The sequence below is a fragment of the Bdellovibrionales bacterium genome (assembly GCA_018266295.1).
Classification (GTDB): Bacteria; Bdellovibrionota; Bdellovibrionia; order Bdellovibrionales; family Bdellovibrionaceae; genus JACMRP01.
In genome coordinates, this window is sequence record JAFEAQ010000011.1 from 149,059 (window position 1) to 174,704 (window position 25,646).

Genomic DNA, 25,646 nt, shown 5'->3' on the forward strand with positions numbered 1-25,646 from the left:
TCTTCACATCAACTTCATAAGGAATTTAATGTGTTTCCAAGCATGACCCCTCTTGTAAGAAGTTCTGCTGCGTTAGAATTGTCGTTTTACTCTGCCAATTGGTATGATAGTTCTGTCACATCCTTAGGATTTAGGAGACGCCATGAACTTGTTTTCATTAAGAAACGGATTTTGGATGGCGCTGGCGCTGACAGTCTTAGTGGGAAGCGTTTTTGATTTCATCGCGCTTCGCCAGTCGGACATAACCGAGAGCACCGGCCAAATGGTCGTTTTGAGCTATCAAGTTATTAATGAAGCCAGCCACATCGATCAAGATTTTGAAAGACTGCAAAGATCACTGAAATCTCCCCCCGTTGAATCCGCTCCTTTGATAGAATCCCTAAAAAAGCGTCTTGCAAAACTCCAGACACTGACGGCCGAAAACCCGGCTCAACAGGCCGAGGTCGCCCGCTTAAACACTCTTCTGCCTCTCAACGAGGACAATGAAGTTCAAGCGCTGTCGCCAGAGCAGCAGTCTTTGATTTTACATAGCCTCAATAAAATTGATGAGACAGAAGAAAACCTTCTGAAGGATCGCCTCGAAAGTGATCGAGTACAGAACAATAACGCCCGCATTCAGGTGCTGATTGCGTCGATCGTCGATATTCTTTTGCTCGCAATCATAGGGATTGTCTGGGTGCTCTATGCGCGCCATCGCCGCCGCACCGAAAAAACTCTGACTGAAGCTATTCAGTCGATCAGTAAAGCGAACTTCGAGTTAGAACAAGCAAGTCTTTCTAAAACCCATCTTTTAAAGGCCACGGCTCATGACCTACGAAACCCGCTGGGTTCAATTCAAGGCTTAGCCGATCTCATCTCTGAAGAGACCTCGCACCCGACTGTCACCGAATTGACAGGTATTATCCGTCAGGTGTCGGCGCAAACTCTGGGGCTTGTGAACCAGTTGATGGATCCTAAGGCGCTCACAACGGGCAAGCCCTCTCAGCAGGTTGCGGATTTTGATATGGTGAAGTGCATTGAGGACGTCTGCCTTGCCCAACAGCCGCTGGCCCTGCGCAAGAATCAGCGTATTGTTTTTACCCCTGAAGCAAAGTCACTCATCATGGCAGGTGACAGCAGTAAAATTTGGGATCTTTTCGTCAACCTTATCGGCAATGCCGTTAAATTTTCTCCGATCGGCAGCGAGATCACTCTCAGGGCTTTTAAAGAAAATCAGTTTGTCGTTGTTGAAGTTGAGGATCAGGGCCCTGGGATATCTCCAGAAGATCGCGCCAAAGCATTCCAGAAGTACCAACGCTTGACCGCTCAGCCGACCGCCGGTGAAGCCTCGAGTGGGCTCGGACTCTTTTTGGTAAAAGAAATCGTCGATGCTCATGATGGTATCATCGAAATTCAGGACGCCCGCAATGGCAGCGGCGCCCGCTTTATCGTGAAACTGCCGGCGTCACTTCCGCGTCGTATCAGCCTTGACCCGGGCCCATCGATTGGTATTTAACCCCAGCAAATAGTAAATCGGACAGAAACCGATAATACCTGTCAGAAGTGGAATCACTCCGATCAAGTACCAGCCGTTAACTTGATTGTTTTGAAACGCGAGAATGCAAAGAACAGTACCGACGACGATTCGGATCCAGCGGTCGATGGGATGCAAGTTGATATGCATGTGGGAACGAATAAAGCGCGGTTCCATAAATCCCCCCTGAATGAGACTTATTTTATATGGAAACCGCGCTCGGTCAGTGTCTTATTTTAAGGAAATACGCCGTAACTAAATACTAGTGATCGTGGCTTGGAGCCGCGCACTGGCCTTGGTATTGGCACTTGATCAACATATCACGAAGCTGCATGAGCTCGCTCAGACTGTTTTCCATATCCATTTCAAAACCGGCTGCTTTTGCACCTTTTGGCGCGATCGCAACGTATTTTTGAACATTGGAAAATTGCGACTTATCATAGTCGGCTTGATAGTCATGAAGAGCGATATCTTTAGAAAGAGATTTCTGGAAGCGAAGACGTTGATCACGCGCTTTTGCAATAGCGCTCTTTAAATCTTTCCAGCATTTTACCTCACCAACGAGAACCGCTTTTTTAGTCGTTTTTTCGAAAATAACGACATCTAATTCACCGATGGTGCGAGTGGCATCACCGTATTCAATGCCATTGATGATTTCATATTGAGAAGCAGGATAAGCTTTTTGCAATTCAAGGCGAGAAACCTGTTCGCAAACTGTCCCTACGACTTCGTAGTTAAGACCAGAATCGCGCAATTGCTCAAAGAGATCTTGGATAGGTGCCGCATTGGCAGTGAGAGAAAGAAGAACGAGAACAACAGATAGAACTTGGGCACGGACAATAGCCATGTCTTTAACTCCTTGTAGTCAAACATTTGCGGTGTTTGGTAGAAACGCCGGGCCTATTCCCGGTATATACAAAGTACTGATCGCGTCTTAGCAGGCCGAACTCGCGAAGCACAAGTTAAAAAAACCATTATTTGGGATTTTTTGAAAAAATTGACATCCTTTTAACGAGGTTTTACCTTTTGCGGACAGAGGTTTGCATGAATTTAAAAGCATTAATCCGTGATGTTCCCGATTTTCCGAGCAAAGGCGTTTTGTTTCGCGATATCTCCCCGCTTTTGAAAAATCCGGAAGCACTTGATTTCGTCGCCCATAAAATGGTTGAAGGCGTGGACCTCTCAAAGATTGAGTATTTTGCAGGCATTGAATCCCGCGGTTTTATTTTAGCTATGCTGCTTGCGACGACTCATAAAAAAGGTTTCTTGCCGATCCGTAAAGCGGGCAAGCTCCCACCACCTGTTTTAAAAACCAGCTATGATCTCGAGTACGGCAAGGCGACGATCGAACTCCCACCAGGCACGGGCCACGTGATGATCGTGGACGATGTGCTCGCAACCGGTGGCACTCTGCAAGCTGCCATCGATCTCAGCACGCAAGCAGGCTATAAGGTTGAAGAGGTGGCTGTCTTAATTAATCTGACGTTCTTGAACCAGATGAAGTTCAACAGCGCCGCCGTTAGATCGGTGCTTCAATATTAGTTAGTATCTTAAAGACAAAAAAAAGGGACTCTGATGAGTCCCTTTTTTTGTTCCTTTGATAAGATGACTATTAGCGATAGTTACATTGGCAGCCAGCTTGAGCCACTTTGCCTGTTTTACCAGACTTTTTGAGCTTAGCGACTTTCTTGATCTCCGCTTTGCACATAGCGATTTCACGCTTGTTAGACTTCTTTGTGTTCTTCGCTACTTTTTTGCAATCCACTTTTGATTTCTTGTGAGATGCAATTGCTTTCTTAGATTTTTTAGCGCTGTGCTTAGCAATTTCTTTTTTAGACTTCTTGCTATGCTTAGCGATTTTCTTTTTGTCATGTTTGCTGCTTTTTGCAACTTTTTTAGACTTCTTCACTGGCATTGGCTTTTCTTCTTCTTGATAAGAAGGAGTGCTCGTATGCTGGTCCCAAGAAGCGACTTGTTTTTGTGGCAATTCAGTTGGAGGAGTCGTTACTTGCTCCACTTCTGGTGCCACTGGCTGTGAGCTAGCATAGAAACTATCAGTTCCAGAAGATGTTGATTCTGGAGCCGCTGCATCCAGTTCTGAAGTTGAACGTTGTTCATTCATTGCATCAGCTTGAGCTGTTTGGTGCTCAGCTTGTTGAGCCTCCATCGCTGGCTGGCTTGAATCACCGCCCATATCTGGAGAGCTATAAGCTTGGTCTGTTGAAGAACCAGCCGGTGCTGTCTGTGCATCCAATGATGGTGATGCATTATCAATAGAAGCTTGATCTTGTTGTTGTTGGCCTTCGCCTCCACCAGTGAGTGTGGCGCAAGAAACTAGGAAAGCACAGATCGACGCAAGGATAATTGTCATTCTCATAGAAACCCCTCTTATCTATAAGGAACAATCTTACGTGCCGCGGGTGTGTTGATTGATTGTTATTGTTTGAACTGAACTCAGTATAGCAATCTTTTTCATTAAATCTTCTGGAAAATGCCAAATTCTCATCTTAATTCGCATACTTACAACTCATAAGTTTGACAGTCGTCGGATTGTTCAACACGCTTGCAAAAGCTTTGTACAGGCTCGGTCCCTTTTGACAAACCAATCCGAGACGAACTAATGTCGTTGCCTATGAAAACAGCAACTTCCTGTCTCAGTTTCGTCAGCGTCTTCTTTTCGTACGCCATCGCCTTTGCGAGCCCGCACCAGTCCTTGGAAATCACTCTGACTCCAGCGCTGAAAACTCTCTCTGTGACAGACACCGTGCAAGTCGTAGCTGGGAAGAGTTATCGCTTTTTGTTGAATAAGAATCTCTCTATCTCGGCGACCTCTGCTGGAGATCGCTTGCAGAGGACCCGTGCTGCCGGGGCTCAAGAACTTGCCAATGAGTATGAGCTCACAGCTGGTGCTGATGATAGCTATGCCACTCTGACCTACTCAGGGGTGATTTTTGATCCTGTGGTGAATAACGATTCCACGGGCCTGATCTCGGCTGACGGAGTGGCGCTCTTTGGTTCTACCTACTGGGTGCCGGAATTTGATGAGAAGACCACTTACGATATTCAGAACATCACAATGCCCCCGGGCTGGATGCTGGCGTCGCCAAAGTCTCAAAATAAGATTCCTCAGCAAGAGATCTATTTGGTGGCCGCAGCCTTCACCGAGTACTCGCTCGATACAGGCGCTGCGGTCCCACTAAAGGTTTATCTGCGCTCGCCGGAGCCTCAGCTGGCCCAGACTTTTTTGAGCCTCCTGCCGGGTTACCTTGATCACTACCAGCAGACATTGGGGGCTTACCCTTATGAGTCTTTTGCCGTGATCGAGAACTTCTGGGAAACCGGTTTTGGCATGCCGGCCTTTACCCTGTTAGGTCCAGGTGTGATCCGCCTGCCTTACATTTTGAACTCGTCCCTGCCCCATGAACTTTTGCACAACTGGTGGGGGAACAGCGTTTTTGTTGATTACGACCGCGGCAACTGGTGCGAGGGTTTAACCACCTATATGGCCGATCATTGGCAGCAGGAACTTTTGAAATCCGACCGCGAATACCGCCGCCAAAGCCTGATGAACTTTCAGGATTACACCCATAGTGGCGGAGCGGACTTCCCGCTCAGAGACTTTAAGCAGCGCTTTAACTTTAGCTCTCAAGCCATCGGTTACGGTAAAGGGATGATGCTCTTTCATATGCTGAGAGTTCACCTTGGTGATGCCGTCTTTAATCAGGCGGTGCAGGATCTTTACCGCACTCAGATCGGCAAAAGCATCAGCTATGAGGAGATTGAAACCGTCTTTGAGAACACCAGCGGCAAAGACCTCAAGGTTTTCTTTAAGCAGTGGCTTGATCAAACTGGAGCTCCGAGACTGGGACTAAAGCGTCCACAGCTCGCCTCTATCGCCGGACGGAAATTTCAAGTGAACTTTGAACTGACTCAAGCAAGTCCTCAGAATTACGAACTCACCGTGCCAGTGCGCTTTACGATGACCGATGGCGAAGTCCGCACCGAGAAGGTCACCATGACCTCGGGGCTTGAAGCCCTGCAGTTCCAGTTTGAAAAACGTCCGAAGACTCTTGAGGTGGACCCGGAGGTCGACGTCTTCCGAGATTTGGATATCAACGAACGCCCACTTGGGTTTTCAAATGTCTTTGGTGCCGGCAAACTTTGGCTGACCGGTGATACGGCCCTCGTTTCGGCTTATCAACAAAGCTGGCAGCAATCCATCGAAGCCGTCATTACACCCAGTGATGACAAAATCCTCCTAGACCTTCCGTCAGAAGGCGCCGTGGTGATGCTTGGTGAAAATCCAAAGTATGAGCAACTGATGCTTCAGGCTTTGGCGGGTCAGGATTTCAAAATATCGCCCGACGAGCTCTCGGTGCTGGGGGCCAGCTATCCACGCAAGGATTTTAAAACGGCCCTCGTGGCCCGTTCGCAAAGCCATCCAGGCTTAGTCTTAGCTTGGGTTCGTGGCGCTCAGGCAGAAACCTTAGCCCCAAGACTTCTGCATTACGGGAAGTACAGCGCTTTGGCGTTTTCAGATAAAGCCGTGCCGCTCAAAGCGACTTGGCCTTTGTTGAAAACACCGCTCCGTGTGGATTTCTAGGGTTTTTATTTAATCTCTTTCAGGCACGAACTGGAAAGTGTAAGTCATGCGGTCTTTGCTTCCTTGAAGCTTTGCTTGACGTGGAAAACGCCAATTTGAAAGACGCTCCACCATACACTTTTCGACCTGCTTGTTATTCAGCTGAGAAGTTTGAACCTCAGCACCCGAAACGCGGCCTTGCGGATCCATGCTCCAGCCCATCACCACTTTTCCTTTCATGTCGGATTTGTGGCGAAGACCATCATGATAGCAAGATTTCAATTCATCGTAGTTACTCGAGATCGTCTGCAGGATCATGGCCTTACGGTCTTTAGCTGAAACGCCCGAGGGAATCACCTCATTGCTTTCAGGAACCGATGAAATAGAACGCTCAATCTCTGAGCCAGAGTCCATACCTTCAGGCATTGGGATTTCATCCACAGAGGCCGGTGCGCGATTGCTAGAGCCTCGCTGATGTTTCGGCTGAACCTTCACACGAGCTTGTGCTTTTGGCGCAGCCTGCTTGCCTTTTGAGGCAGAAGCCGGAGGTGCGTAGCTGAGGTTTTCAACGTCGAAGTTGTCAGGTTTTTCCTGGCCTGCACGCCAAGCGTCTGCTTGATCCACAGCTTCATCGTCAGAAGATTTCTTTGAACGATAAGAAGTAAAAGCACTTTCGTAAGCACCCTTTGGCGCTTCTTCTTCAACCGCAGGCGCTGAAGGGGCCTGATAAGAAGTTGAAGAATCATAAGAACGCGACGAACTCGAGCCGCCAAGATCTTTTTGGAAAGAATCAACAAAGCCTCCCGACGAAGGCCCTTGATGCTGCTCTTCTGGCAAAGCCATGTCAAAGGTGTCGGCTCCCCAAGAAGTTGTCGTCAATAATAAAGAGAAAATAAAAAGAGTTGTTGTCGTTCGCATATTTCCCCCGTTAAAAATGCAGAACATCGACGTGCGAATACGTGAACGCGCGCGAGCTTTAAAGTTACCATGTTGTCCGAGACCGCCCAACACAAAAACTTTGAGCGCCTCATTCTGAGACGGATTCTAGTAATCAATCAAAGTGGATTTCTGATCGCGATAGCGTTCGCGGATTTTTTCCCAGTTTGATTTTCCACCTTCTGAAGTCACTTCTTTTTTTATCCCCGCTTGGGCTGCGATGGCCGCTGCCTTCGTCGGGTCCTTCACTCCGCCCGGAAGATACTGCCGGAGAGACCCCTCGCCGCCATAGCCGCCCCAAGAACCGCCGCCACCGCCACCACTTTCACCAGAGTAAACGTTGGTATTGTAACCCGAGTTTTTTTGTTGAGCGAGGCTCTTGCCCTCGGTCCCGCTTCCTGCAGCACTTGAACCCCCGAGACCGCTGCCGGAACCTCCACCCGAAACTCCGCCACTAGAGCCTGAGCTACTCGAAGTATCTGCAGCACCGAGCTCCGTTGAGTCTGCGACGGAACCAAGATCGGCACTCGAGTTTCCAGGAGCTGTGTATGTCCCTGTCGAGGCTGAGCGGAGAGAATCCGCAGCCATCGCCGACGCGGTTGTGTCTAAGCCCTCACTGCATCCCGCGGCCCGGGGAGTGGCTTTACAAATACAGACCGTGTTGGTGGCATTGGCCTCCAACGTACAATCGACATCGGTGGAGGCCGTCGTCGTGCTGGTGGTCTCAGAAGAACAGCTATTTGACTGACTCATGGTTTTAATCACACCGATACTACCCACCAACGCAGACGCAAGCTGAGTTGCATAGCTGCCACAGGTCGCATTTTTCTGCGCGACGGACGAGTCCTGCTTCGGATTTGTTTCTTTCGTTACAGCGGCGGTGAATGTTTTTAGTGGAGTCTCAATCGCATTCACGCAGGCCGTGGCTGATGCCGCGCTGCTGGCGTACTTTGTTTTGCAGGCCGCCTCCGCTGTTTTTGCTAAAGTCGAAAAGTCGGTTTGGGCTTTTTTAATTTTCGTAGCGGCTCCGCTGCAGGAGTAGTTGCACACACCTTTGGCAGCGGCGCACGTCGCTTGGTAAGCCAGAAGAGCTTCGTTCGCAATGTTCATTGCTTTTGCCAGAGTACTGCACGAATCGCTGATGCTGGCGCTGAGCCCCGAGATAAGGGTTTGAATGATCGGCAGAGCTTTGGCGATACCAGGATTGGTTTTTTCAAGACAGTAGGTCGTCGCTGTCACCTCTTTAGAACGGCAGCTTTCTTGATCGTCCAAATAAGTGGCTAACGAACTCGCCAGCGTTGTCGCTTTAGTGCCCGAGGCAGGATCTGCGGTTTGAATAGCTTGCGCCAGTGCTTTTGAGTTATTGACGATGCTTTGACCTTCGGCGGTCAAGGCCACCGAACTTGTGGATTGCCCAGAAACACCGTCAGCTTGTTTATCAGGAGCCGCCGGAGGATTATCATCTGCTGCCAAGGCAGTGCTTGTGGGTCCGAAGAAAACAAAACAGAGCGCAAGAAGTGGTTTCATGCACTCAGAATAAAAACAAACCCTGGAAAATGAATGGAGTCCCCTCCTTACGCTCGATAATGAGAATAAGGAAGGGTCTTCACAATTGTCGACTAACTATGCATCTGGCGTGTGGCTTCGTAGAGGAACCAAGAACGTTTCTCAGTTTCATCAATCCACACTTCAATCAGACTTGTGCTGGCAATATCACGATGCTCTGAGCAAACCTCGTGGGCCTCGCGCAAAGAAGCTGTGAGACTGCGATTGTCTTGGCAAAGTTCAGCCAACATATCTTGAGGAGTTACGAAGTCAGAATCATTGTCCGGAATGCGCTGCAAACGCGCAATATGGCCGATGGATCGCAAAGTCGTTCCGCCGAGCTTGCGAACGCGCTCCGCCAATGGATCGGTCATCGCAAAGATCTGATCTCCCTGCTCATCAAGCAAAAGATGGAGATCACGGAAATGAGTTCCGCTCATATGCCAGTGGAAATTTTTAGTTTTAAGATAAAGCGCATAGACATCTGCCAAAGCGAGATTCAAAGCTGCTGAAATATCTTTTGTTGCTTGTTCGCCCAAGTCCGTTGGTGTGCGCAAAGGCGCGACACGAGAGCTGCGGGCATTGTATTGTTCTTGTTGTCTTTCACGTCTTTCCATAAAAAACCTCCACGCAGAGTATATGCGAACCGGCGCTCTACATCCCGTCTCTTTTTCCTCACGGAAATTTCACGTTGTTATCACTTGTAGTTAAAGAGTGTTCCACGAATGTCGATCCTTTAAACAGAAGAACAAATTGCGGCTGACGAACGTTTCGACAAATTGAAAAATTCTGCTAAAAAAAAAGATTTGCGAACCATTTGACACAGATTCCCATTGAAAAAAATCATAAACTGCCTTAAGTCTATATTTAAATTTCAAGTGATTTATAGCTTGAACTTTAAAGGTGGAATGTAAAATGGACTTAGCAAAATTCTTAAAAGAAAAAAGAAAAGCCGCCGGCATCTCTCAAGGAGCCGTAGCTAAGAAGCTGGGCTATACAAGCCCTCAATTTATCAGCAACTGGGAACGTGGTCTTTCCCGGCCTCCGGTCGCAACGCTTAAGAAAATCGCGCAAATCTATGACATCTCTGCAGCTGATATGTTCGAAGTGATCCTGAAGACAACTATTGGCGAAGTCACGGCTGAACTCACAGAAAAGTTTTATAAGTAGTAGTGAACTAGCTTACGGAGGAGTTAGAGAATGAAATTTGAAACCTTCTTTCCCAATCAAAATCGTCATGTGAGATTCTTGTTAGGTCTCTATATTAGCCGCAAACGCCGCGAATCCGGCGCGAGCTTGACAGAACTTGCCAACAAAGCAGATCTCACTCCCCAAAGTATAAAGCGGATCGAGGCCGGACGTATGAATGTGACTCCCCGGATCTTTGGCAACCTTCAAGTGGCCCTCGGTTTTGAAGCTGAGGACCTCAACGAAATTCGCAGAATCGCTGGTGTTGCTTATATTAACGATCTTTCCAAGGTCTTAGTGCCGAACTTTCCAGTATGAAAAAATCCATCAAAAAAACAACGAATCAGAATGAATCCCTCAGACTTCGCGAATTAATTCGTGAGCTCGGCCTCCCCCTCCGTCGCTTGCAAGATGTTATTGCAATGAAGCCTGAAGATTGCCTGACGTGGTGGTCCGACGAATCTTCTTCGATCAAATTCGGTTCGGAGCCTTTCACCCGTCTTATGCAGATGGTGGGTATTGATGAAAATAAGCTTTTCATGGGGAACTACGATCAAGCTCTCGCTCGCCGCCGCCTGCTGGGTGACTTCAAATCGTTGCCAGATCGTTACCAGGAAAATCAAAATAGTTACTTGCGTACTTCGGCGCACATCATTCGTTACATCGTTCTGACCCGCGGCCAGGCCTTTGCGGACCAAGTACTGTATTCGATGAGCGTGTCGCCTCTGATTTATGACGACGTCAGTGTCAAAATCAATCTCACTTATTTTGCAGACCTGCTTGAAACGTTGGCGCAAAAAGGCTTCACCCAAGAAGAACTGGATACGTTAGCAAGTGTGATCTTCTTGAGCCTGCAAGGCACGGCTCTCGGCGAAACTTTCAGCGTGTCTGAGAATCACTTTGATGTGTATAAGACACTTGCGAAGAACTTCGACTATTTTGATACAAACTTTGATTACAAAAGCCAATTCGTCGGCAAGAAATATATCTTAAAGACAACCCTGCCACTCGATGAACACTCTTTTCTAAAGGGCGACAAAGAAAAAGTTATCCGCCTAATGCGATACCGCCGTATTCTTTCGGCATGGTTCCCTTATCTGGCGGGCATGACTCCGCTCTTTCCAAAAGCGGAGCTTGTGCGTTTCTCTGGGAATATCGTAGAAATGAAATACGAATTTGATCTGTCTATTAAACCGAACCCCACTAAGCTGCTCGTCGTTTGACATCCAAGTTATAAATCTGTTCACAGAATGCGGAGAAGGGAATCATCTCTTCTCCTTCCTTTGCAGGAAAGACTTCGAAAGTTTCGCTGACGAGCTCTTTGTACTCCTGGTAAATCGAACTGAAGAAATCCATATTGAAGTTTTCCACAAGCAACATCATGTGTGGCGATTTTACCGCAGGATGTTCGAATAAAAGTCCCTTAGCGACTTTTCCAAGTGGCTCCACCCAGCGGGACGCGCCATAAGTTTCGTTTGTACAACCGACAATATTATCGTACCCGGCCCGCATCACATTTGTACAAACCATAAAGTAACCCAGCGCCGAAAGATTCAAACCGGAATTTTTCTTCGAATAATCAGGATCCACAAACCAAGCGTTGCAATCGACAAGCTCTTTGTGGCGGTCATGAAATGAGTTAAAGGTATTCTGAATACTCTGATCGAGCTTCGGAATAATACTCATCAACGGAGTATCGATGCGATGTTGAGTAGCTCTCGATAAGTAAGTCGTGCGGATTGCAAACACCAACTTAGGATCCAAGAAATTGGATGTATCATATATGAGGAAATGGGTTCCAATCATGTCATGCTTATCTGTCACAACATAATTTGGTTCTGATCTCAGAAAGTTTTTCTGCTTTATGAATACAACGTCAGAAAGGATCTTCTTAGCTGCGGGACTCTCGAGTTGTGCTTTTGCGTTGTCTAAGATAACAAGACGAAACTTGCTCACGGACACCTCTTTTGCGAATTACGTTCTATTACATTAAGTTTCGTCTCACAGGATTAAACAATCAAGTCTAGTTCATAAATAGCTTTTGTTTATTAATGAGATAAGTCTGCCTCATCTCAGGACTTTCTCAAAGCGAAGCGCGAGTTGACGACGCGCTATTTGTGCTCCGGCGCGATCGTCGCATCTAAATGATCATGTCTTTGTAGCAGCTTGGGCTGTGGCTCAAAAAACTTTGAAATGAAACAGCTCCTAACGATATAGTGGATAGAACTATCCAACGGAGAAATGCACATCATGCTCAAAAGCAAGACCACAGAACAAGTAGTGAATGCTTGGAAGTACGAGCGCTTTGGCTTTAAGTCCGATATTCTCGGGCAGGATCTCCATTGTGGTTTTCTCCGTAGAGAAGACAGCTCGTCACCGATTACAAAAACAATCTATATGCTCCACGGAGGCAACGCGGACGACACGCAGGCGGCACAGGCGGGCCTCCTTCCCCTCCTCACAGAGACACTTGCTCAGCGTTCTGTTCAAATTGTCTTTCCAAATATTGGAACAAGCTTTCTGCATCACCATCCCACGAATAAGAAAAAATCGTTCTCAGAATATTTTTTGAACGAGCTTGTTCCAGCAGCAGAAAAAGGGACATCGACCAATGAACGCCTCATCTGTGGCTGGTCGATGGGAGGCCAGGCGGCTTTGAACATGTTCGCGCGCCACTCGGAGCACTTTGCCGGCGTGGGTGCACACTTCCCAACCTTGATTCAATTCGATTATTTGAATCCAACCGATGGAGCAGCCTACGCCGCTCGCATGAAGGTGTCCGCGCCCATGATGGAAATCCTTATCGGCGAGTTCAAGAAGGAATTTACGGACCTCAAAGACTTCTATCGCCATTGCCCTCTGACTTTGGCGCGCGAGAAAGCATCCGCATGGAACGGTAAGAAAATCTATTTCGACGTCGGCAGTGAAGACGAGTTCGGACTCTCCGAAGGTGCTTTAGTTTTGCATGATATTCTAAAGGCGAAAAAGATCGAGCACTACTTCAAAAACATACCCCAAGGCAAACACGATGGGGCATTTATCTATACTCAAATTGCAAATCTATTAAATTACTTACTGTAGGCTATGGCGTTGCCGCGAGGAGCTTACGAATCTTACGACGGCTTGAGAAGCCCGCCACAAATTCCCGCCAGCGCTCGCCACGAGTTTTTGCAAGCTTCACTAGATCAATATTCCAGCCTGTCACCAGTGTCCCCTGTTCTACGAATTGAATCACCACCGGAACGATGATTGCGGAAAGCAAATCAGAGGCGCAGCCCAGCTGCGAAGCTGAAATATTATTTTTGGTAAGAAGGTCTTCAACCAGCTTCAAAGAATGATTCGGCACAGCTGAAAGGGGAACGATCGACAGCAAAACCTTTAACGGATGCTGTGCGCTGCGGGCTCTTTCGTAAGTTCCGTTTAAAACCTCAAGCCCCATATTGCGGTAGTCATACGAGCGGCCCCATTGACGGAAGCCGATATCAAGTGCCGTCAATACCGGTTTACGCGCGGTATGAGCATGCTCATGCAACGTGAGCTTCATGGCAATACCCGAAGCCGACGTCACATCGATGGCGTCGATAATGAGGTCCGCCCATTCCACCGAGCTATCGATGTTTTCCAACGACACGCCTTCGCGATAAAATTTCACGTTGATATTTGGATTGATATTTTTAAGACATTCCGCGTGGAATTGCGCTTTGTTGTCGCCGATGTTTTCTTTGAAAGCATGCTGACGGTTTAAATTTGTCAGCTCATACTCACCATTATCTGCAAGAATGAAATTCTCGACCCCGATACGTGCAAGCGGCTCAATGCAAGCACCACCGGTTGAACCGCAACCCGCAACGAACACTTTCACCTGACGTAATTTCGTTTGCGTCTCAGGACTTATAAAGTGATGGTTTCTTGATGTCAGAGTTTTGTAATATTCTTCAGGATCCATTGGCCACAAACTTTGATCAGAAAAGATTTTTTTTACTGAACTCACGTCCGCCTCCATAGCACAACTATATACTACCGTATGTTTATAAAAGGCAACATCCATAATTTTACCTCCTCGCCAAAGGCTGGACCTCCGCCTTAACGCAATACCGACCGTGAAGGGTCTCGATAGCGTCAGCATTAAATGTCATTCCTGCCATGACTGCCTCAATTTGAAACACTCTCCACCATTTTAAATTCGGGACAGCAGGCCTGTTGCTTGCAAGCCTTTAAGAATAATGACATCAGCTAAAACCGCGTCCTTACTAATGCAATTAACCGCAGCCGTCCTGTTCCTGACTGGCCCGGCAAGCTACGCCGCTTCAGCGCCCCTGTGTAGTGATGTTTTCGTAAGTTCCCCGGCACTTCAGCTGAACAAGGACTACCTCCACTCTCGGCAGTGGGGCCTGAATCTGAAGGACGGCCTGAAGGGCTACGGAAGCTGGAAGACAGCCCTTTCAGCTTCGATGCCTAACGAAACTCGCTTGAAGGCCGTTCTGAGATTTCCATTAAAAAACTTGATCATTGCCCCCGGCCACAAGGTCTTGCGCGTTTCCGAACACAGGCCAGACCCAGCCTTGCCGGGATCCAAAAAAGTGCTTTTAAATGCGATCACGAATGAAACGAACGCCCTCTTGTTTTTAGATATTTGGGATGGCCATCACCGCATCCTATCCGCATTTCAAAATGGCAAGAAAGATCTCGCGGATCTTCAACGCGATGGTTTTGAGATTCAAGTTCTCATCAACGGGAAACCCGCCGACAGCGGCGACACCTGGAGGCATATTCTTCCAGCGGCGGCATCAAATCCCAGCTGGCTAGCAAAGATACTTTCCCAAGGCGCCAAGGACGTTGAGGTTTCAGGAGATCAATCGAACTACGCCATGGGCTCAAGAACAACTCTGGAGCAGCTTGCGAAAAACGAAGCCGAGGCCCGAAAACGAAAAATCGGAATTTATTTCGGCACTTTCGATCCGGTTCATGAAGGCCATGTATCTGTCGCAAAAAGCGCGCTGACCGAGTTCGGTCTTGAAAAAGTCATTCTCGTCACAAATGCTCTTCCCGATCATAAGAAGCCGACGCCCCTGGGCTATCGCCAGGCCATGGTTATTGAGCGCATAAAAAATGAAGCAGGAATCGAAACCGCCCTCTTTGACTCGCATTTCTATCTTTCAAAATTTGATAAAAGCGTTTTAATTGAAAAGATTCGCCAGGATCTTGGATCAAATAATATTTACCTCATTGATGGCGGTGACTCTTTTATTAAGCTCCTGAGTCTCAACCAGATTGAGCCGACCCCGGTCACGAACTATATCGTCAACGCCCGCGGCGAAGACATTCAAGTCCCGGAACATCTCAAAAAGAAAGTTCACGTTGCTACGACAAAAACAGACAGTATGAGTTCTTCGGATGTGCGCGCTGAAATCGCCCAAGGTCAAACGCCGGACAGTACAAAAATGAAGCCCACACTGATAAAGATGATTCGCGAATGGGGACTTTACTCCTCTGGTGAGCAGCCTGCGACTTATAGCAGTGAGCAGCTTTATTCTTATTTAAAAGAAGCAAAGCCCTTAGCCGATTTGCAATTTAAAGGTGGCGAAGGTTCTGAAAAATACGGACTGACATATCACCATAACGATGTTTGGCAAATCCTGCTCAGTCGCGTGAAAGACATCGGTTACCAAGTGACTTTCTTCAAACCGGAAGGACCGATGGATCGCAGCTACGGAAACCGGATCGAGGCCGAAGAAGCGGCCTTCTTACTGAACCGCGCGCTGAACATGGATATCGTACCGCCAACAAAGACCGTCGCTGGCTTTAGAGCCGGTGGTAAAGTCTTTGAAAAAGCCGCTCTTAGCTATGCCATTCCCAATGCCGAGCGTCTCCTGACACCCAAACATTTAGATAATTCTCTGGAACAGCAGCTCTTTTTTTCAGATGCGCGGATTTTAAATATTCTTATGCACAACACGGATGCCAACGATAGAAACTTCCTCATCGGCCGCCACTGGAAAACCGGAAAGTCTGCACCAGTGTTGATAGATTTCTCGCAATCCTTGAAAACCCACGCGACAATGTCTTTAAGTGCTTACCCCGTCGGCCACACCGGCGAAATCAAGGTTTTCCGCCGCAGCACCCTGGAAGCGCTTAAAAACCTGACGCCAGAAAAGATGAAATTGCTCTTAAGCCCTCTCTTAACCGATCAAGAGCTTCATGAAATGAATGAGCGCCGCGAAGGAGTTCTAAAATATATTGAGAACGCCGTCAAAACTCCCTCGACGCTTTACTAGCTCCCTCTAAACACGCTAAAATACGAGAATGTCCACGCCCCAGAAATACACTCTTCGCCCCTACCAAGCTGAAGCCGTGCAAGCGACTCTCCGCCATTTCCGCAATGAAAAATCTCCGGCAGTGATTGTCTTACCGACCGGAGCCGGGAAAAGCTTGGTCATTGCAGAGCTTGCGCGGATTGCAAAAGGCCGCGTGCTGGTCTTAGCGCACGTCAAAGAGCTGGTGGAACAAAATCACGCTAAATACATTTCTTTTGGTTTAGAAGCCGGCATTTTCTCTGCAGGTCTTAACCGCAAAGAGGTCAGCCAGAAAGTCATCTTCGGCAGCATTCAATCCATCGCACGAGCGCCGGAGGACTTCTTCGAGAATTTTTCTCTGCTGATTATTGATGAATGCCATCGTGTTTCTGCCGAAGGCGAGACTCAGTACTTTCAAGTGATTTCGAAACTGCAGAAGCTCAACCCCGAGTTATGCATTTTAGGGCTGACAGCGACTCCTTACCGTCTGGGACTGGGCTGGATTTATAATTACAATGTGCCTAAAAAAATCCAGCAGACGACGGAAGAACGGTTCTTTAAAAAATGCCTTTATGAGCTTTCGATCCGTTACATGATCAAGAATCAATTCCTAACCCCACCGGTGAAGATTGATTCACCGGTGGCCTGTTATGACTTTTCGAGTTTAAAGCTCAATGGCACCCACTATGTTCAAGCTCAGATCGAAGCTTTGCTGAAAGATCAAAAACGCATAACACCGTTGATTATTAAAAACATCATCGAGATGGCGAAAGACCGTGAAGGTGTCATGATTTTCACAAGCTCCGTCAATCATGCCATTGAAATCATGCAGAGTCTGCCGGCTTACGTTTCTGCGCTGGTGGTGGGCGATACCGACGATAAAGAGCGCGATGAGATTATCGAAGCTTTCAAGCAGAAGAAGCTTAAATACCTTGTCAATGTCTCGGTTCTGACAACCGGCTTTGATGCTCCTCATGTGGACGTGATTGCGATCTTGCGCCCCACGGAGTCCGTCAGCCTTTATCAGCAAATTATCGGCCGCGGTCTTCGCTTAAGCCCTGGCAAATCGGATTGCTTGATTTTAGATTACACCGGTCAGGGACATGACCTCTTTGCACCGGAAATCGATGATGACAAACCCTCCAGCGAGGCCGTGCGGGTTGAGGTGCCATGCCCGTCCTGCGGCGCTATTAATAATTTCTGGGGCCTCGTTGATAACGAAGGGCAAATCACCGAGCACTTTGGCCGAAAATGCCAAGGAGCCTTCGAAGATCCTCACTCGCGCGAAGTCGAGCCCTGTGGCTTTCGTTTCCGCTTCAAGCTCTGCGATCAATGCGGAGAAGAAAACGATATCGCCGCTCGCGCCTGCAACTCCTGCAAGCACATCCTTGTCGATAACGATAAGAAGCTCAAAGAGGCCATGAGCCTCAAAGATGCCCATGTTATGCGAGTGGACTCAATGACCTTTAAAAAGGATCAGGACAAGCGCGGCACGCCACGCCTGGAAGTCCGTTATTACGATGCCGACGCCCAGTCGCTGCGCGAATATTTTTACTTAAATACCGCCGAAGAACGTCGGGCTTTTTATTTTAATTTTATTCGCATGCACAACCGGCTGCCCGAGAAACGTCTGCCGATTCAAAACATTGATGATGTACTCAAAATTCAGCAGCACTTTCGCCTGCCGATGTTCGTGATCGCGCGAAAACAGAAGCACTACTGGAACATCCGCGAAAAGATCTTCGAATAGTCTGGGAACAACCCGTCCTTAGACTGTAATTTATCATTCGCAAATTTCAAAAATTGATTTGAGGCCGCAACGGGCGCCTACTGAAAGAAGCTTATGAGAATCTTCTTTGGCGTTCTTATTTTTCTTTTCTCTTACTCTGCTTTAGCGAGCGAGCCTCATCTCAGAAATTTTGTGACTGACTACTGTACAATGTTCCCGGAAGGCACTCCGCAAAAGCCCGATCTATGGAAACACTGCTGCTTTGAACATGATTTACGTTATTGGTTTGGTGGAGACTCGGCGGATTTGGATTTTGCCGATGAATCTTTGAGACAGTGCGTGAAAGATGTGGCCGGGAACTTCTGGGCGAATCTCATGTATAAGGGCGTGCGTGAGGGCCACAGCTCGCCGGTGAAGAATCAATATCACTGGAGCTGGGGCTGGGATCCTGAACGCATGGACTCCCCTTTGAGCGAGGCCGAAAAGACCCTTATTCGTAAGGATCTTGGCAATCTCGGTTTAGATCCTGCCTACGTTCACGATTTTATCGGTAAATACCATCTCAATTAACGTTTAAGCCTGCCCAGGTGCTTCGTCACGATTTGTTCAGTTTCAAACGCGACATCTTTAGGGGCTGTCACCGTGAGCTCTAAAAACTCCACTTTGGTGACGACGGAGTCTCCGTACCACTTCACGATGTTGTGAAAGGCCATTTCGCGGTCCTCGCGGGTCTCGAACTCGTAGTTGCATACTTCCATAAACTCCTCCTCTAGACAGACCCATATCACCCCTCTTTGGGTTAATATAGTAAAAATAAAATTAACTTCTGTTTAGAGTTTTCATTCTACTATGGGACTAAGAGTTTCTCACCATCTGAGGCTGAGTTGACGAAAACGTATTACTAACGTTTAAGAAATTTTAAATAATCACCCAGGCGGCTTGTGACAACACCATCAAGACCGACGTTTTGCGCGGCCTGCAGCTCCGTCGGCGTTCCCAGCGTCCAGCCATAGAGCAGCTGATGCGGGTACTGATTACGTAATGCTTGGAGAGTTTCGCAATCTGCTTCGGCGAAGTTAAATGCAATCCCTTCATTGTCGAGGTAGCGCGACGGATTCTTCAAAGCCTCCGAAGCCTTGCCGATAATTTTGAGAAAAGTCATCTGACCGAGAGCTTTGTATTTAGGATCTGCTTTGGGATCAAGCCCCTTTGCCATTTTCCACAGCACGTTCTGCGCATCGATATCATTCACATAGATCACGATTCGTTTTGGATCCGCAGTCAATAACTGATCGGCGAGCGCTTTCATATCGCCCGCCTTGATCACTGGTTTTACATCGAGTACGAGCCCCGCTTTCGCATTTTTAGCCATATCTAAAAGTTCTGCGAAGGAGTTGATTTTCTCATACCCCACGGAAGTTCCCTTGTAATGGCAGTTCTTGCGAAGAAAATCCCATGTCGCCTCTTCGATTTTAACTTCTTTAGCTCCGCACGTGGTGACTCGGCCGGTTTGCTCATCGTGATGAATCATGAAAACGCCGTCTTTGGTTTTACGGATGTCGGTTTCAACGTAATCCGCGTTACTGCGGAGGCCGCTTTGCAAAGCCTCGGAGCTGTTTTCGACAAAGCCCTGTTCGTCTCCGCGGTGGGCGACCAGAATCATCTTCTTGGCCGGGGCCGAGATTTTACACTGAGTGACTGGAGTTAACGGCTTTTGCGCAAAAGAGAATGAGAAAAGAAAGCTTGTTAAAATAAAGAGTGGGTATTTAAGCACCTAAAACCTCCAATGTCTTAGATAAAGAATCCCGGGCGATAACTGGTGACCTCACCCCGAGTTGAACGGGGATCTGTCGTTTAGGAAACGAAAGCTCTATCCACTTGAGCTATGAGGTCACACTGTCCCATTTTTAAAATTGCCCAAGGTTCTTGTCAATACCGACTGCGACGGTTACCCTCAAATCACCTTCAGGAGTCCCTGTTTTAACGACATTCGATGGGAGAATGCATGAGCCGTCTGCGTGTAGAGAGTTTTTCATTGTCTTTGGATGGGTATGGAGCGGGTTTACATCAAGACCTCAATAATCCGCTGGGCCTCAATGGTAAAATGGTCCATGAATGGTTTTTCCCAACACTCACGTTTAAAAAAATGATCGGTCAGCCAGGTGGTACGACCGGTGTTGATAACCAATTTGCCTCACGTGGCTTTGACGGCATTGGCGCAAACATCATGGGCCGCAATATGTTCGGTCCCGTGCGCGGACCATGGCAGGACGAAGAGTGGAAAGGCTGGTGGGGACCCAATCCTCCTTACCACTCACCAGTTTTTGTTCTCACCCACCATGCGCGCAGATCGATTGAAATGGAAGGCGGCACTGTCTTCCACTTTGTCACGGATGGAATTGAGTCGGCGCTGAAGCAAGCGCAAAAGGCAGCGGGCGGAAAAGATATTCGATTGAACGGTGGCGTGTCGACGATCCGGCAATACCTCTCTAAGGGCCTCGTCGATTTCATGCACCTCGCAGTTTCTCCGAAGGTACTTGGCTCGGGAGAAAACCTTTTTGCCGGGCTTGACCTTGTGAAGCTGGGCTACTCGGTCAAAGAAAGTGTTCATGGAGAAAATGCGACTCACGTCATCTTTGAAAAGTCCTAATCTTCCGCTTGCGTAATAGAGTTTAAAAACAAAAAAGCCACTGACTTTGAATCAGTGGCTTTTTTACTATGCTCTTTGTCTCTTAATTACAAAAGAACTGCTGACATTGGGATGCCGAGAACCCAGCCGCCCCAGCTTTGTGAAAGAACGCGCGCTGTGAATGGGATGTCAGCGCTTGTTTTCACATCAGGGAAAATCTTTTGGTATTCTTGGATTGGCCAACCGACAGGACGGCCCGCAAGATAGTTGTGATATGGGCGATTCTTACCGTTGATCTGTGCTGTTTGAGTGTACGGAGACTCATCGAACTTGTTCGGCATCAAATCGACTAGGCTATTTGGTGGATTGCTGAAGAAGTTATACAAAGAGATCTGACGGCCTTCGCTGCTCACAACCGCACTGCGAAGAGGCTCTTTGCCTTTGCCCGTCACTGTGTAGCTCAAGTTCGCCGCAGCAATTGTCAAGAGACGATCCGCACCCATCACCGCGCGTGGATCCATTGCAACACCGTAAGCATTCGACTCGCTATTCATTGAACCGCTATCATTCGCACGGGCACGCAATTCTTTCCAAGCAATGATACCGTTTGCTACAGACTTTGTCAGGCTCGTATACGCCGCCATCATCCAAGCATTACCACCCGGACGCAAGTTGAAGAGACCTTCGCTTTGATTGATACCGCGGATGATACTGAAACGTTTTTTCGAAGTTGTGCGATCCGGATTGAATCCCATCACAGAAGCAAGACCCGCATTTTTCGCTAAAGCATCGACGGCTTTAAAGAAGCCATTCAAGTTGTATGCGTTCAAGCTTTCGAGGTTTGACAAAGTCGCATAGGCGTTTGCCAAAGCCACACGGCGCTCAGGTTCACCGATGCGAACATAGCGATCTTGCTGATTTGTGAAATCAGCTGTTCCGTAAAATACTTTGTTATCAAAGTAGATTGGCTTTGCCGCAAAGTTCAACTTTTCAAGACGCTTCGCCATTGTCGCGATGACTTGGATGAGTTCTTTTTCAAGATAGTTATGAAGAGCGTTTTCATTCGGGATATCAGCACCCATGTCGTTCGCTGGAACGACCATGTATTGAATGCCGGCTTCCCATTGCTTGGTTGGTAAGTAAACCATCACACCCGCCGCCATCGCACGAAGAGCTGTCACGCTTTCCAAATGACTGAAGGGACTTGGCTCGATCAAAGGCATTGCACGATTAAAAATCGCACGCATCGCGATGAACGGCGCCATCTGAGCCGCTGCGTACTGAGCATCTGGGCTCAAGTTATTGTAATAAGCATCGTCATTCAAACGCTTCAATAAATCATGGAGCTGAGCAGGTGTCGTGATGCCGGCAAACTTCTCACCGGTTTCCTTACCGTCAGCGAATTTCGGACCGCCGATAATTTCGTTACGAAGATTGCGGAAGCTGTCGCTCAATGCAGACTCTAAACCCACATCGACGTTGGCAGTACCGCGGGCGCCACGGGTTTGCGCTTCTTTCACGGCTTTGTCGAATTCTTCAGAGGTCATCGGCGCGCCTGAATCCGGCGGAGTACCCGCTTGAGTCACCGTCGGTTTTTTGTGAGGGGCTGGAGCTGCTTGAGCCGCGCTCATCAACGAGCTTGAAATCAAAGCGGCTATCATGAAGGCAATCTTCATACTTTCTCTCTTTCCTTGAGTTATATTTCGTTTTCAACCCCACGCAATTTAAAGTAAACTTCATCCATGCGTTTTTTTAAATTTGCACATCAGAACACTTCAGCTAAATCATCAGGACCTGCTGCGCGCTCGTTGAGAATTATTCAAATGGGCTTACTTAAATTACAGCGATCCTCGTATAGAATGTCAAGGGTCTGGCTGGTCATGATTTGCGTGCTCACCGCTCTGGGAGCGATCTCTGCCACCAACTTGAAAGTTCTTCTCTCCATCGATGATCTAGTTGATCCTGACTTCAAGACCTACAATGATCTCCGCCAATTGAACTCTGCGTTTGCCGATAAAAACGATCTCTTTCTTGTGGTATCAGCAAAGGACCGCGAATTAAATCGTTCCGACTTGTGCACCGTTCAGAAGTGGATCGTGAACGAGGTGGACGGCCGCGAACCTTATCGCAAAATGTTCAGCGCCTTCGGTGTCCAACGAACGCTCGAAACCGAAAAGAGCTGGAAGATCGAAAGCGTGCTCAATCCAGAATGCGAAAAACAAAATCCTGTATCGGATATCGCTTCTGAGTTGAAACAACTCCAGACCTCTCCCTGGGGCGCGTCGATCACCTCTAAAGACGCACAGGACATCGCCATTAGTTTTTACCTGAACGATAGTCTAACGCCGTCCCGCTACGGACACTTCGACGTCGCCGCCGTCGGTCAGGTGATGCAAAGTTTTAAAAACGAAGTCACCGACCACATTCCTGATTTACAGGCTCATTTCGCCGGCGTCGCCCTTCATCAGTACTACCTGAAAGAAGGCCTCGATCAGACGACGATCATTAACGCCACCCTTCCCGCGATCGTCCTTGTGCTATTTTGGCTCTTCTTTGGTGACATCCGTCCAGGAATTTTATTCAGTGCCACCATTATCATCGCCAGTGTCATCGTCTATGGCTTGATGGCGGCGCTCAATTGCCCATTGGACATATTGACGAACATCCTGACGTTGATGCTCGTTTTAAGCTCCCTCGAGGACTTTCTTTTTATTCTTCATCACAACTGGTCCCATGAACGCAGCTCTTGGCGGCGCCCGTTCCGCCGACTGCTCATGCCGGGTTTCTTTACCTCGTTTACGACGGCCCTTGGGTTTATCTCTTTGTATGCAGCGGACCTTGCGATTATTCGCCGCTTTGGCGTCTTTGCCGCCATCGCTTCTATTTTAGAATGGGGTTTGGTTTTTGTTTTCTTACCGGCATTACTGAATCGCTTTCCGTACTTCCGCGCATGGTTAGAGCCACACCCTTCAGCACGGCCTGCTTTACGGAAATGGCTTGAGGCCGCAACCCGATACAGAGTTTCCAAACCTATCTGCATCGCTCTTCTTGCTATGTATGCTGTTTCAGCGGTCGGCATTTCGCGCCTGCATGTCAGTGATGCACCGGCAAATATTTTTCCAAAAAATCATATCATCAGCCGCGATCTTGATTTCGTTCAAAAAAGTCGCGGCTGGGAGTCCCAAGTCAGTCTCGTCTTTGATGATTTTTCTATGGAAAATGAAAACCGCGCAGCCCTCGCAAAGCTTCGCGAGGACCCTAATGTCGCAGCCATCGAAAGCCCCTACGACGTTGAGGACTACCTAACCAAACCCCTGAACGAAGAACATGCCTCTTTGGTGCGCCAGTTATGGCGAACCACTCCGGCAGCACGGCGGCTCGTCACCGAAGGTGAAACGGCGCGCGCTTTGGTTTACCTTAAAAAGACCGACACGGCTTCCATTGCTGAACTACGAAACACGACGACAAAGCTCTGCGGCGAGCATTGTCATATTGCCGGCACACTGGTTTCTTATGCCGAGTTCGGCGACAGAGTCCTTTCCACTCTGTTGGAAAGCCTTGCCGTGAGTTTATTCTTGGTCTCTTGCGCGATTGTCTATTTGCTCAAGGCTCGAGGCCATGATCACATCTTTGCTACCTTGGTATCCGCGATGTGGGGACCTTGGATGATGATCTCGGTCTTCTGGCTTTTCCAGTTCCCGGTGACGTATGTGACTTGCACGCTGGCTTCGATTGTCGTGGGCTTGTCAGGAGATAATACGATTCAGTATCTGTTCGCAAGCCCTGCTCGCTCAGGTCTCACGACGGGGGTGCTCAGGCAAGGGGCTGCTTCTGTTCAAGTCAGCACCATGATGATTGTTCTGTCGCTGATCTTTCTCACTTCTTACTTCGCCTCGGTGAAGAGCTTGACCCCGCTTTTCATGCTGGGTTTTCTCTTCACCCTCATCGGCGATTTATGGCTCTTTAAGTTTCTCACCGAGGATTAAGATCGCCTTTTGATTAATGATTGAACTCGTCACGTACTTGCTGAAGAGCCGCATAGTCGACGCTTAGTAACTTACCTGCCTTATCACCGTTCACACGGCCAATGAGATACAAAGGCGAATCCGGCTGTTCTGAAACATCCACGTGCTGAGTGTGCGCAACCTTATCACCTTTATAAGCAAGCTTAATCTCAACCGGCGCGTGCTTTGGATTATCCATCGAGTAAGCAGCAAACGCCTTATGGCACTTAGGACCGTCCGTTGCGCAGTCTTTACCCTCTTTGATGTGGAAGAATACCAAGTTCAAACCGGCATGATATGCAGGATGTTTTTGGTAAATATAGGTCTCACCTAAAGGACGTCCCGCACCTGCAAAGACAACGCGTTTATTAACTTTGACGTCGTCGTTGCTGATTGCGAGGTCATAGTAACCGATACGAGCCACTTCGATATTTCCCATTTTGCCTTGCTCGTGGAAAAAGATCTTCTCGCCTCGCGCATCCCATGTTGGATGCTTGTCAGGATAGTTGCCAAGATAGAAGGTCTTCTTAGTTGCAAAGTTATAAAGATAAATCCCTTGAGTCGTTGTCGTCGGAGCTTCTGTACCCGGCTGAACATAGAACGTCATCCATTTTTGATTCGGAGAAACCCGTGGATGCTGTAAGAAAGTCTTATCAGGCAGGCCGAATGCTGAAGCGTCGAGCTGACCGCGCTTTTTGCCATTGCTATAGAAACTGATCACAGAGCGATAGCCGATCGGATCCCAGTCTTTGGATTTCACGTAGTTTGCAACCGTCTTAGTCAACGCACCGACTTTGTAATCAAGTTCGCAAGCGACGATCTCATCGCCATTTGCTAAGAACGCACCTTTAATGAAAATATCCAACGGTCCGCGGCTGATCTTTGTGCCAAGGTCCTCAGGATTTGTGAGATCTTTCACCAATAAATCCACCGGAGCGCCCCCCAAATCACCAACGACAATAATCTTACGGCCATCTGGCGAAACCACCGGCGATTCAACATCTTTCGTTTTAAGATTGATCAACGTCGTATGGCCGTCTTCGATTTTCATTTCAGAGTACTTCACGCCGGAAGCAGAGTCCTCTTGAGCTGCTGGCTCCCGCTCTTGAACGGTGGTGTCGTTCTTTGCAACTTGGTTGTGAACACAGGCTGTGATACTCAACGCGATGATGGATGCGCCTAGCAATGTGAAGGCGTTTTTCTTAATGGACATAGTAATTCCCCTTT

General features: G+C 48.1%; 24 protein-coding genes, 1 tRNA gene and 1 riboswitch. Of the genes, 12 read left to right on the forward strand and 13 right to left on the reverse strand.

Translation table 11 applies throughout. The annotated features are described in order from the left end of the window. Nucleotides 1–142: 142 nt before the first annotated feature. Nucleotides 143–1,495, forward strand: a complete 1,353-nt coding sequence (locus JSU04_09410) for a hypothetical protein (protein MBS1970515.1) — start codon at nucleotides 143–145, stop codon at nucleotides 1,493–1,495. Here JSU04_09410 and JSU04_09415 read toward each other — a convergent pair. Next, nucleotides 1,445–1,663 carry a DUF2892 domain-containing protein gene (locus JSU04_09415; protein MBS1970516.1) on the reverse strand — a complete coding sequence of 73 codons (219 nt, stop codon included), beginning with the start codon at nucleotides 1,661–1,663 and terminating at the stop codon, nucleotides 1,445–1,447. The two genes, JSU04_09410 and JSU04_09415, sit on opposite strands and share 51 nt — an antisense overlap. Nucleotides 1,664–1,775: 112 nt before the next feature. Continuing rightward, a complete protein-coding gene (locus JSU04_09420) occupies nucleotides 1,776–2,360 on the reverse strand; it encodes a hypothetical protein (protein MBS1970517.1) in 585 nt (194 codons plus the stop codon). Further along, nucleotides 2,356–2,452, reverse strand: a riboswitch (purine riboswitch). It overlaps the preceding gene by 5 nt. Nucleotides 2,453–2,557: 105 nt before the next feature. On the opposite strand from JSU04_09420, the gene JSU04_09425 reads away from it, so the two are divergent. Beyond that, nucleotides 2,558–3,055, forward strand: coding sequence for an adenine phosphoribosyltransferase (locus JSU04_09425; GenBank protein MBS1970518.1), 498 nt, complete (start codon nucleotides 2,558–2,560; stop codon nucleotides 3,053–3,055). 70 nt (nucleotides 3,056–3,125) lie between these two features. Here JSU04_09425 and JSU04_09430 read toward each other — a convergent pair whose 3' ends face one another. Further along, nucleotides 3,126–3,890: a hypothetical protein gene (locus JSU04_09430; GenBank protein MBS1970519.1), complete on the reverse strand. Its 765-nt coding sequence runs from the start codon at nucleotides 3,888–3,890 to the stop codon at nucleotides 3,126–3,128. Between the two features lie 255 nt (nucleotides 3,891–4,145). On the opposite strand from JSU04_09430, the gene JSU04_09435 reads away from it, so the two are divergent. Further along, nucleotides 4,146–6,116 (forward strand): M1 family peptidase, encoded by a 1,971-nt coding sequence (locus JSU04_09435; GenBank protein ID MBS1970520.1) that lies wholly within the window; start codon nucleotides 4,146–4,148, stop codon nucleotides 6,114–6,116. 9 nt (nucleotides 6,117–6,125) lie between these two features. Here the strand turns inward: JSU04_09435 and JSU04_09440 are convergent, their stop codons facing one another. The 3 genes from JSU04_09440 to JSU04_09450 form a co-directional block, all read right to left on the reverse strand. Beyond that, nucleotides 6,126–7,013 carry an AgmX/PglI C-terminal domain-containing protein gene (locus tag JSU04_09440; protein ID MBS1970521.1) on the reverse strand — a complete coding sequence of 296 codons (888 nt, stop codon included), beginning with the start codon at nucleotides 7,011–7,013 and terminating at the stop codon, nucleotides 6,126–6,128. Between the two features lie 126 nt (nucleotides 7,014–7,139). Then, nucleotides 7,140–8,558, reverse strand: a complete 1,419-nt coding sequence (locus tag JSU04_09445; protein ID MBS1970522.1) for a hypothetical protein — start codon at nucleotides 8,556–8,558, stop codon at nucleotides 7,140–7,142. Between the two features lie 92 nt (nucleotides 8,559–8,650). After that, on the reverse strand, nucleotides 8,651–9,193 hold the full coding sequence (locus JSU04_09450; protein MBS1970523.1) for a DNA starvation/stationary phase protection protein: 543 nt from the start codon (nucleotides 9,191–9,193) through the stop codon (nucleotides 8,651–8,653). A 298-nt stretch (nucleotides 9,194–9,491) separates the two neighbouring features. On the opposite strand from JSU04_09450, the gene JSU04_09455 reads away from it, so the two are divergent. From JSU04_09455 to JSU04_09465, 3 genes are read left to right on the forward strand one after another with little or no spacing between them, the layout of a single operon-like run. Continuing rightward, the gene (locus JSU04_09455) at nucleotides 9,492–9,746 is read left to right on the forward strand and encodes a helix-turn-helix transcriptional regulator (protein MBS1970524.1); all 255 of its coding nucleotides are present in this window, start codon (nucleotides 9,492–9,494) and stop codon (nucleotides 9,744–9,746) included. A gap of 30 nt (nucleotides 9,747–9,776) precedes the next feature. Further along, nucleotides 9,777–10,082, forward strand: a complete 306-nt coding sequence (locus tag JSU04_09460; protein MBS1970525.1) for a helix-turn-helix transcriptional regulator — start codon at nucleotides 9,777–9,779, stop codon at nucleotides 10,080–10,082. Further along, nucleotides 10,079–10,987, forward strand: a complete 909-nt coding sequence (locus JSU04_09465; protein ID MBS1970526.1) for a hypothetical protein — start codon at nucleotides 10,079–10,081, stop codon at nucleotides 10,985–10,987. The genes JSU04_09460 and JSU04_09465 overlap by 4 nt, the downstream gene beginning before the upstream one ends. On the opposite strand, the gene JSU04_09470 is transcribed toward JSU04_09465, so the two are convergent. Beyond that, complete coding sequence (locus JSU04_09470; GenBank protein ID MBS1970527.1) at nucleotides 10,968–11,720, reverse strand: hypothetical protein; 753 nt, start codon at nucleotides 11,718–11,720, stop codon at nucleotides 10,968–10,970. The genes JSU04_09465 and JSU04_09470 overlap by 20 nt on opposite strands. A gap of 285 nt (nucleotides 11,721–12,005) precedes the next feature. Here JSU04_09470 and JSU04_09475 point away from each other — a divergent pair, with 285 nt between their 5' ends. Further along, a complete protein-coding gene (locus tag JSU04_09475) occupies nucleotides 12,006–12,845 on the forward strand; it encodes a hypothetical protein (protein ID MBS1970528.1) in 840 nt (279 codons plus the stop codon). A gap of 1 nt (nucleotide 12,846) precedes the next feature. Here JSU04_09475 and JSU04_09480 read toward each other — a convergent pair whose 3' ends face one another. Next, nucleotides 12,847–13,755: a ThiF family adenylyltransferase gene (locus JSU04_09480; GenBank protein ID MBS1970529.1), complete on the reverse strand. Its 909-nt coding sequence runs from the start codon at nucleotides 13,753–13,755 to the stop codon at nucleotides 12,847–12,849. 232 nt (nucleotides 13,756–13,987) lie between these two features. Here JSU04_09480 and JSU04_09485 point away from each other — a divergent pair, with 232 nt between their 5' ends. From JSU04_09485 to JSU04_09495, 3 genes are all read left to right on the forward strand, one after another. After that, the gene (locus tag JSU04_09485) at nucleotides 13,988–16,039 is read left to right on the forward strand and encodes an adenylyltransferase/cytidyltransferase family protein (protein MBS1970530.1); all 2,052 of its coding nucleotides are present in this window, start codon (nucleotides 13,988–13,990) and stop codon (nucleotides 16,037–16,039) included. A gap of 28 nt (nucleotides 16,040–16,067) precedes the next feature. Then, on the forward strand, nucleotides 16,068–17,807 hold the full coding sequence (locus tag JSU04_09490; protein MBS1970531.1) for a DEAD/DEAH box helicase: 1,740 nt from the start codon (nucleotides 16,068–16,070) through the stop codon (nucleotides 17,805–17,807). Between the two features lie 93 nt (nucleotides 17,808–17,900). Beyond that, nucleotides 17,901–18,356 carry a hypothetical protein gene (locus JSU04_09495; GenBank protein ID MBS1970532.1) on the forward strand — a complete coding sequence of 152 codons (456 nt, stop codon included), beginning with the start codon at nucleotides 17,901–17,903 and terminating at the stop codon, nucleotides 18,354–18,356. Here JSU04_09495 and JSU04_09500 read toward each other — a convergent pair. The 3 genes from JSU04_09500 to JSU04_09510 form a co-directional block, all read right to left on the reverse strand. Continuing rightward, entirely contained in the window at nucleotides 18,353–18,544 is a 192-nt protein-coding gene (locus tag JSU04_09500) for a hypothetical protein (protein MBS1970533.1), read from the reverse strand. The genes JSU04_09495 and JSU04_09500 overlap by 4 nt on opposite strands. A 143-nt stretch (nucleotides 18,545–18,687) precedes the next feature. Then, nucleotides 18,688–19,560, reverse strand: a complete 873-nt coding sequence (locus tag JSU04_09505; GenBank protein MBS1970534.1) for a glycerophosphodiester phosphodiesterase family protein — start codon at nucleotides 19,558–19,560, stop codon at nucleotides 18,688–18,690. Nucleotides 19,561–19,603: 43 nt separating this feature from the next. Then, nucleotides 19,604–19,679, reverse strand: a tRNA-Arg gene (locus JSU04_09510). Nucleotides 19,680–19,791: 112 nt separating this feature from the next. Here JSU04_09510 and JSU04_09515 point away from each other — a divergent pair. After that, nucleotides 19,792–20,436, forward strand: a complete 645-nt coding sequence (locus JSU04_09515; protein ID MBS1970535.1) for a dihydrofolate reductase — start codon at nucleotides 19,792–19,794, stop codon at nucleotides 20,434–20,436. An 86-nt stretch (nucleotides 20,437–20,522) separates the two neighbouring features. On the opposite strand, the gene JSU04_09520 is transcribed toward JSU04_09515, so the two are convergent. Continuing rightward, nucleotides 20,523–22,091, reverse strand: coding sequence for a hypothetical protein (locus tag JSU04_09520; protein MBS1970536.1), 1,569 nt, complete (start codon nucleotides 22,089–22,091; stop codon nucleotides 20,523–20,525). Nucleotides 22,092–22,295: 204 nt separating this feature from the next. On the opposite strand from JSU04_09520, the gene JSU04_09525 reads away from it, so the two are divergent. Further along, on the forward strand, nucleotides 22,296–24,401 hold the full coding sequence (locus JSU04_09525; protein ID MBS1970537.1) for a hypothetical protein: 2,106 nt from the start codon (nucleotides 22,296–22,298) through the stop codon (nucleotides 24,399–24,401). 13 nt (nucleotides 24,402–24,414) lie between these two features. On the opposite strand, the gene JSU04_09530 is transcribed toward JSU04_09525, so the two are convergent. Further along, nucleotides 24,415–25,632 carry a hypothetical protein gene (locus JSU04_09530; GenBank protein MBS1970538.1) on the reverse strand — a complete coding sequence of 406 codons (1,218 nt, stop codon included), beginning with the start codon at nucleotides 25,630–25,632 and terminating at the stop codon, nucleotides 24,415–24,417. Nucleotides 25,633–25,646 lie beyond the last annotated feature (14 nt).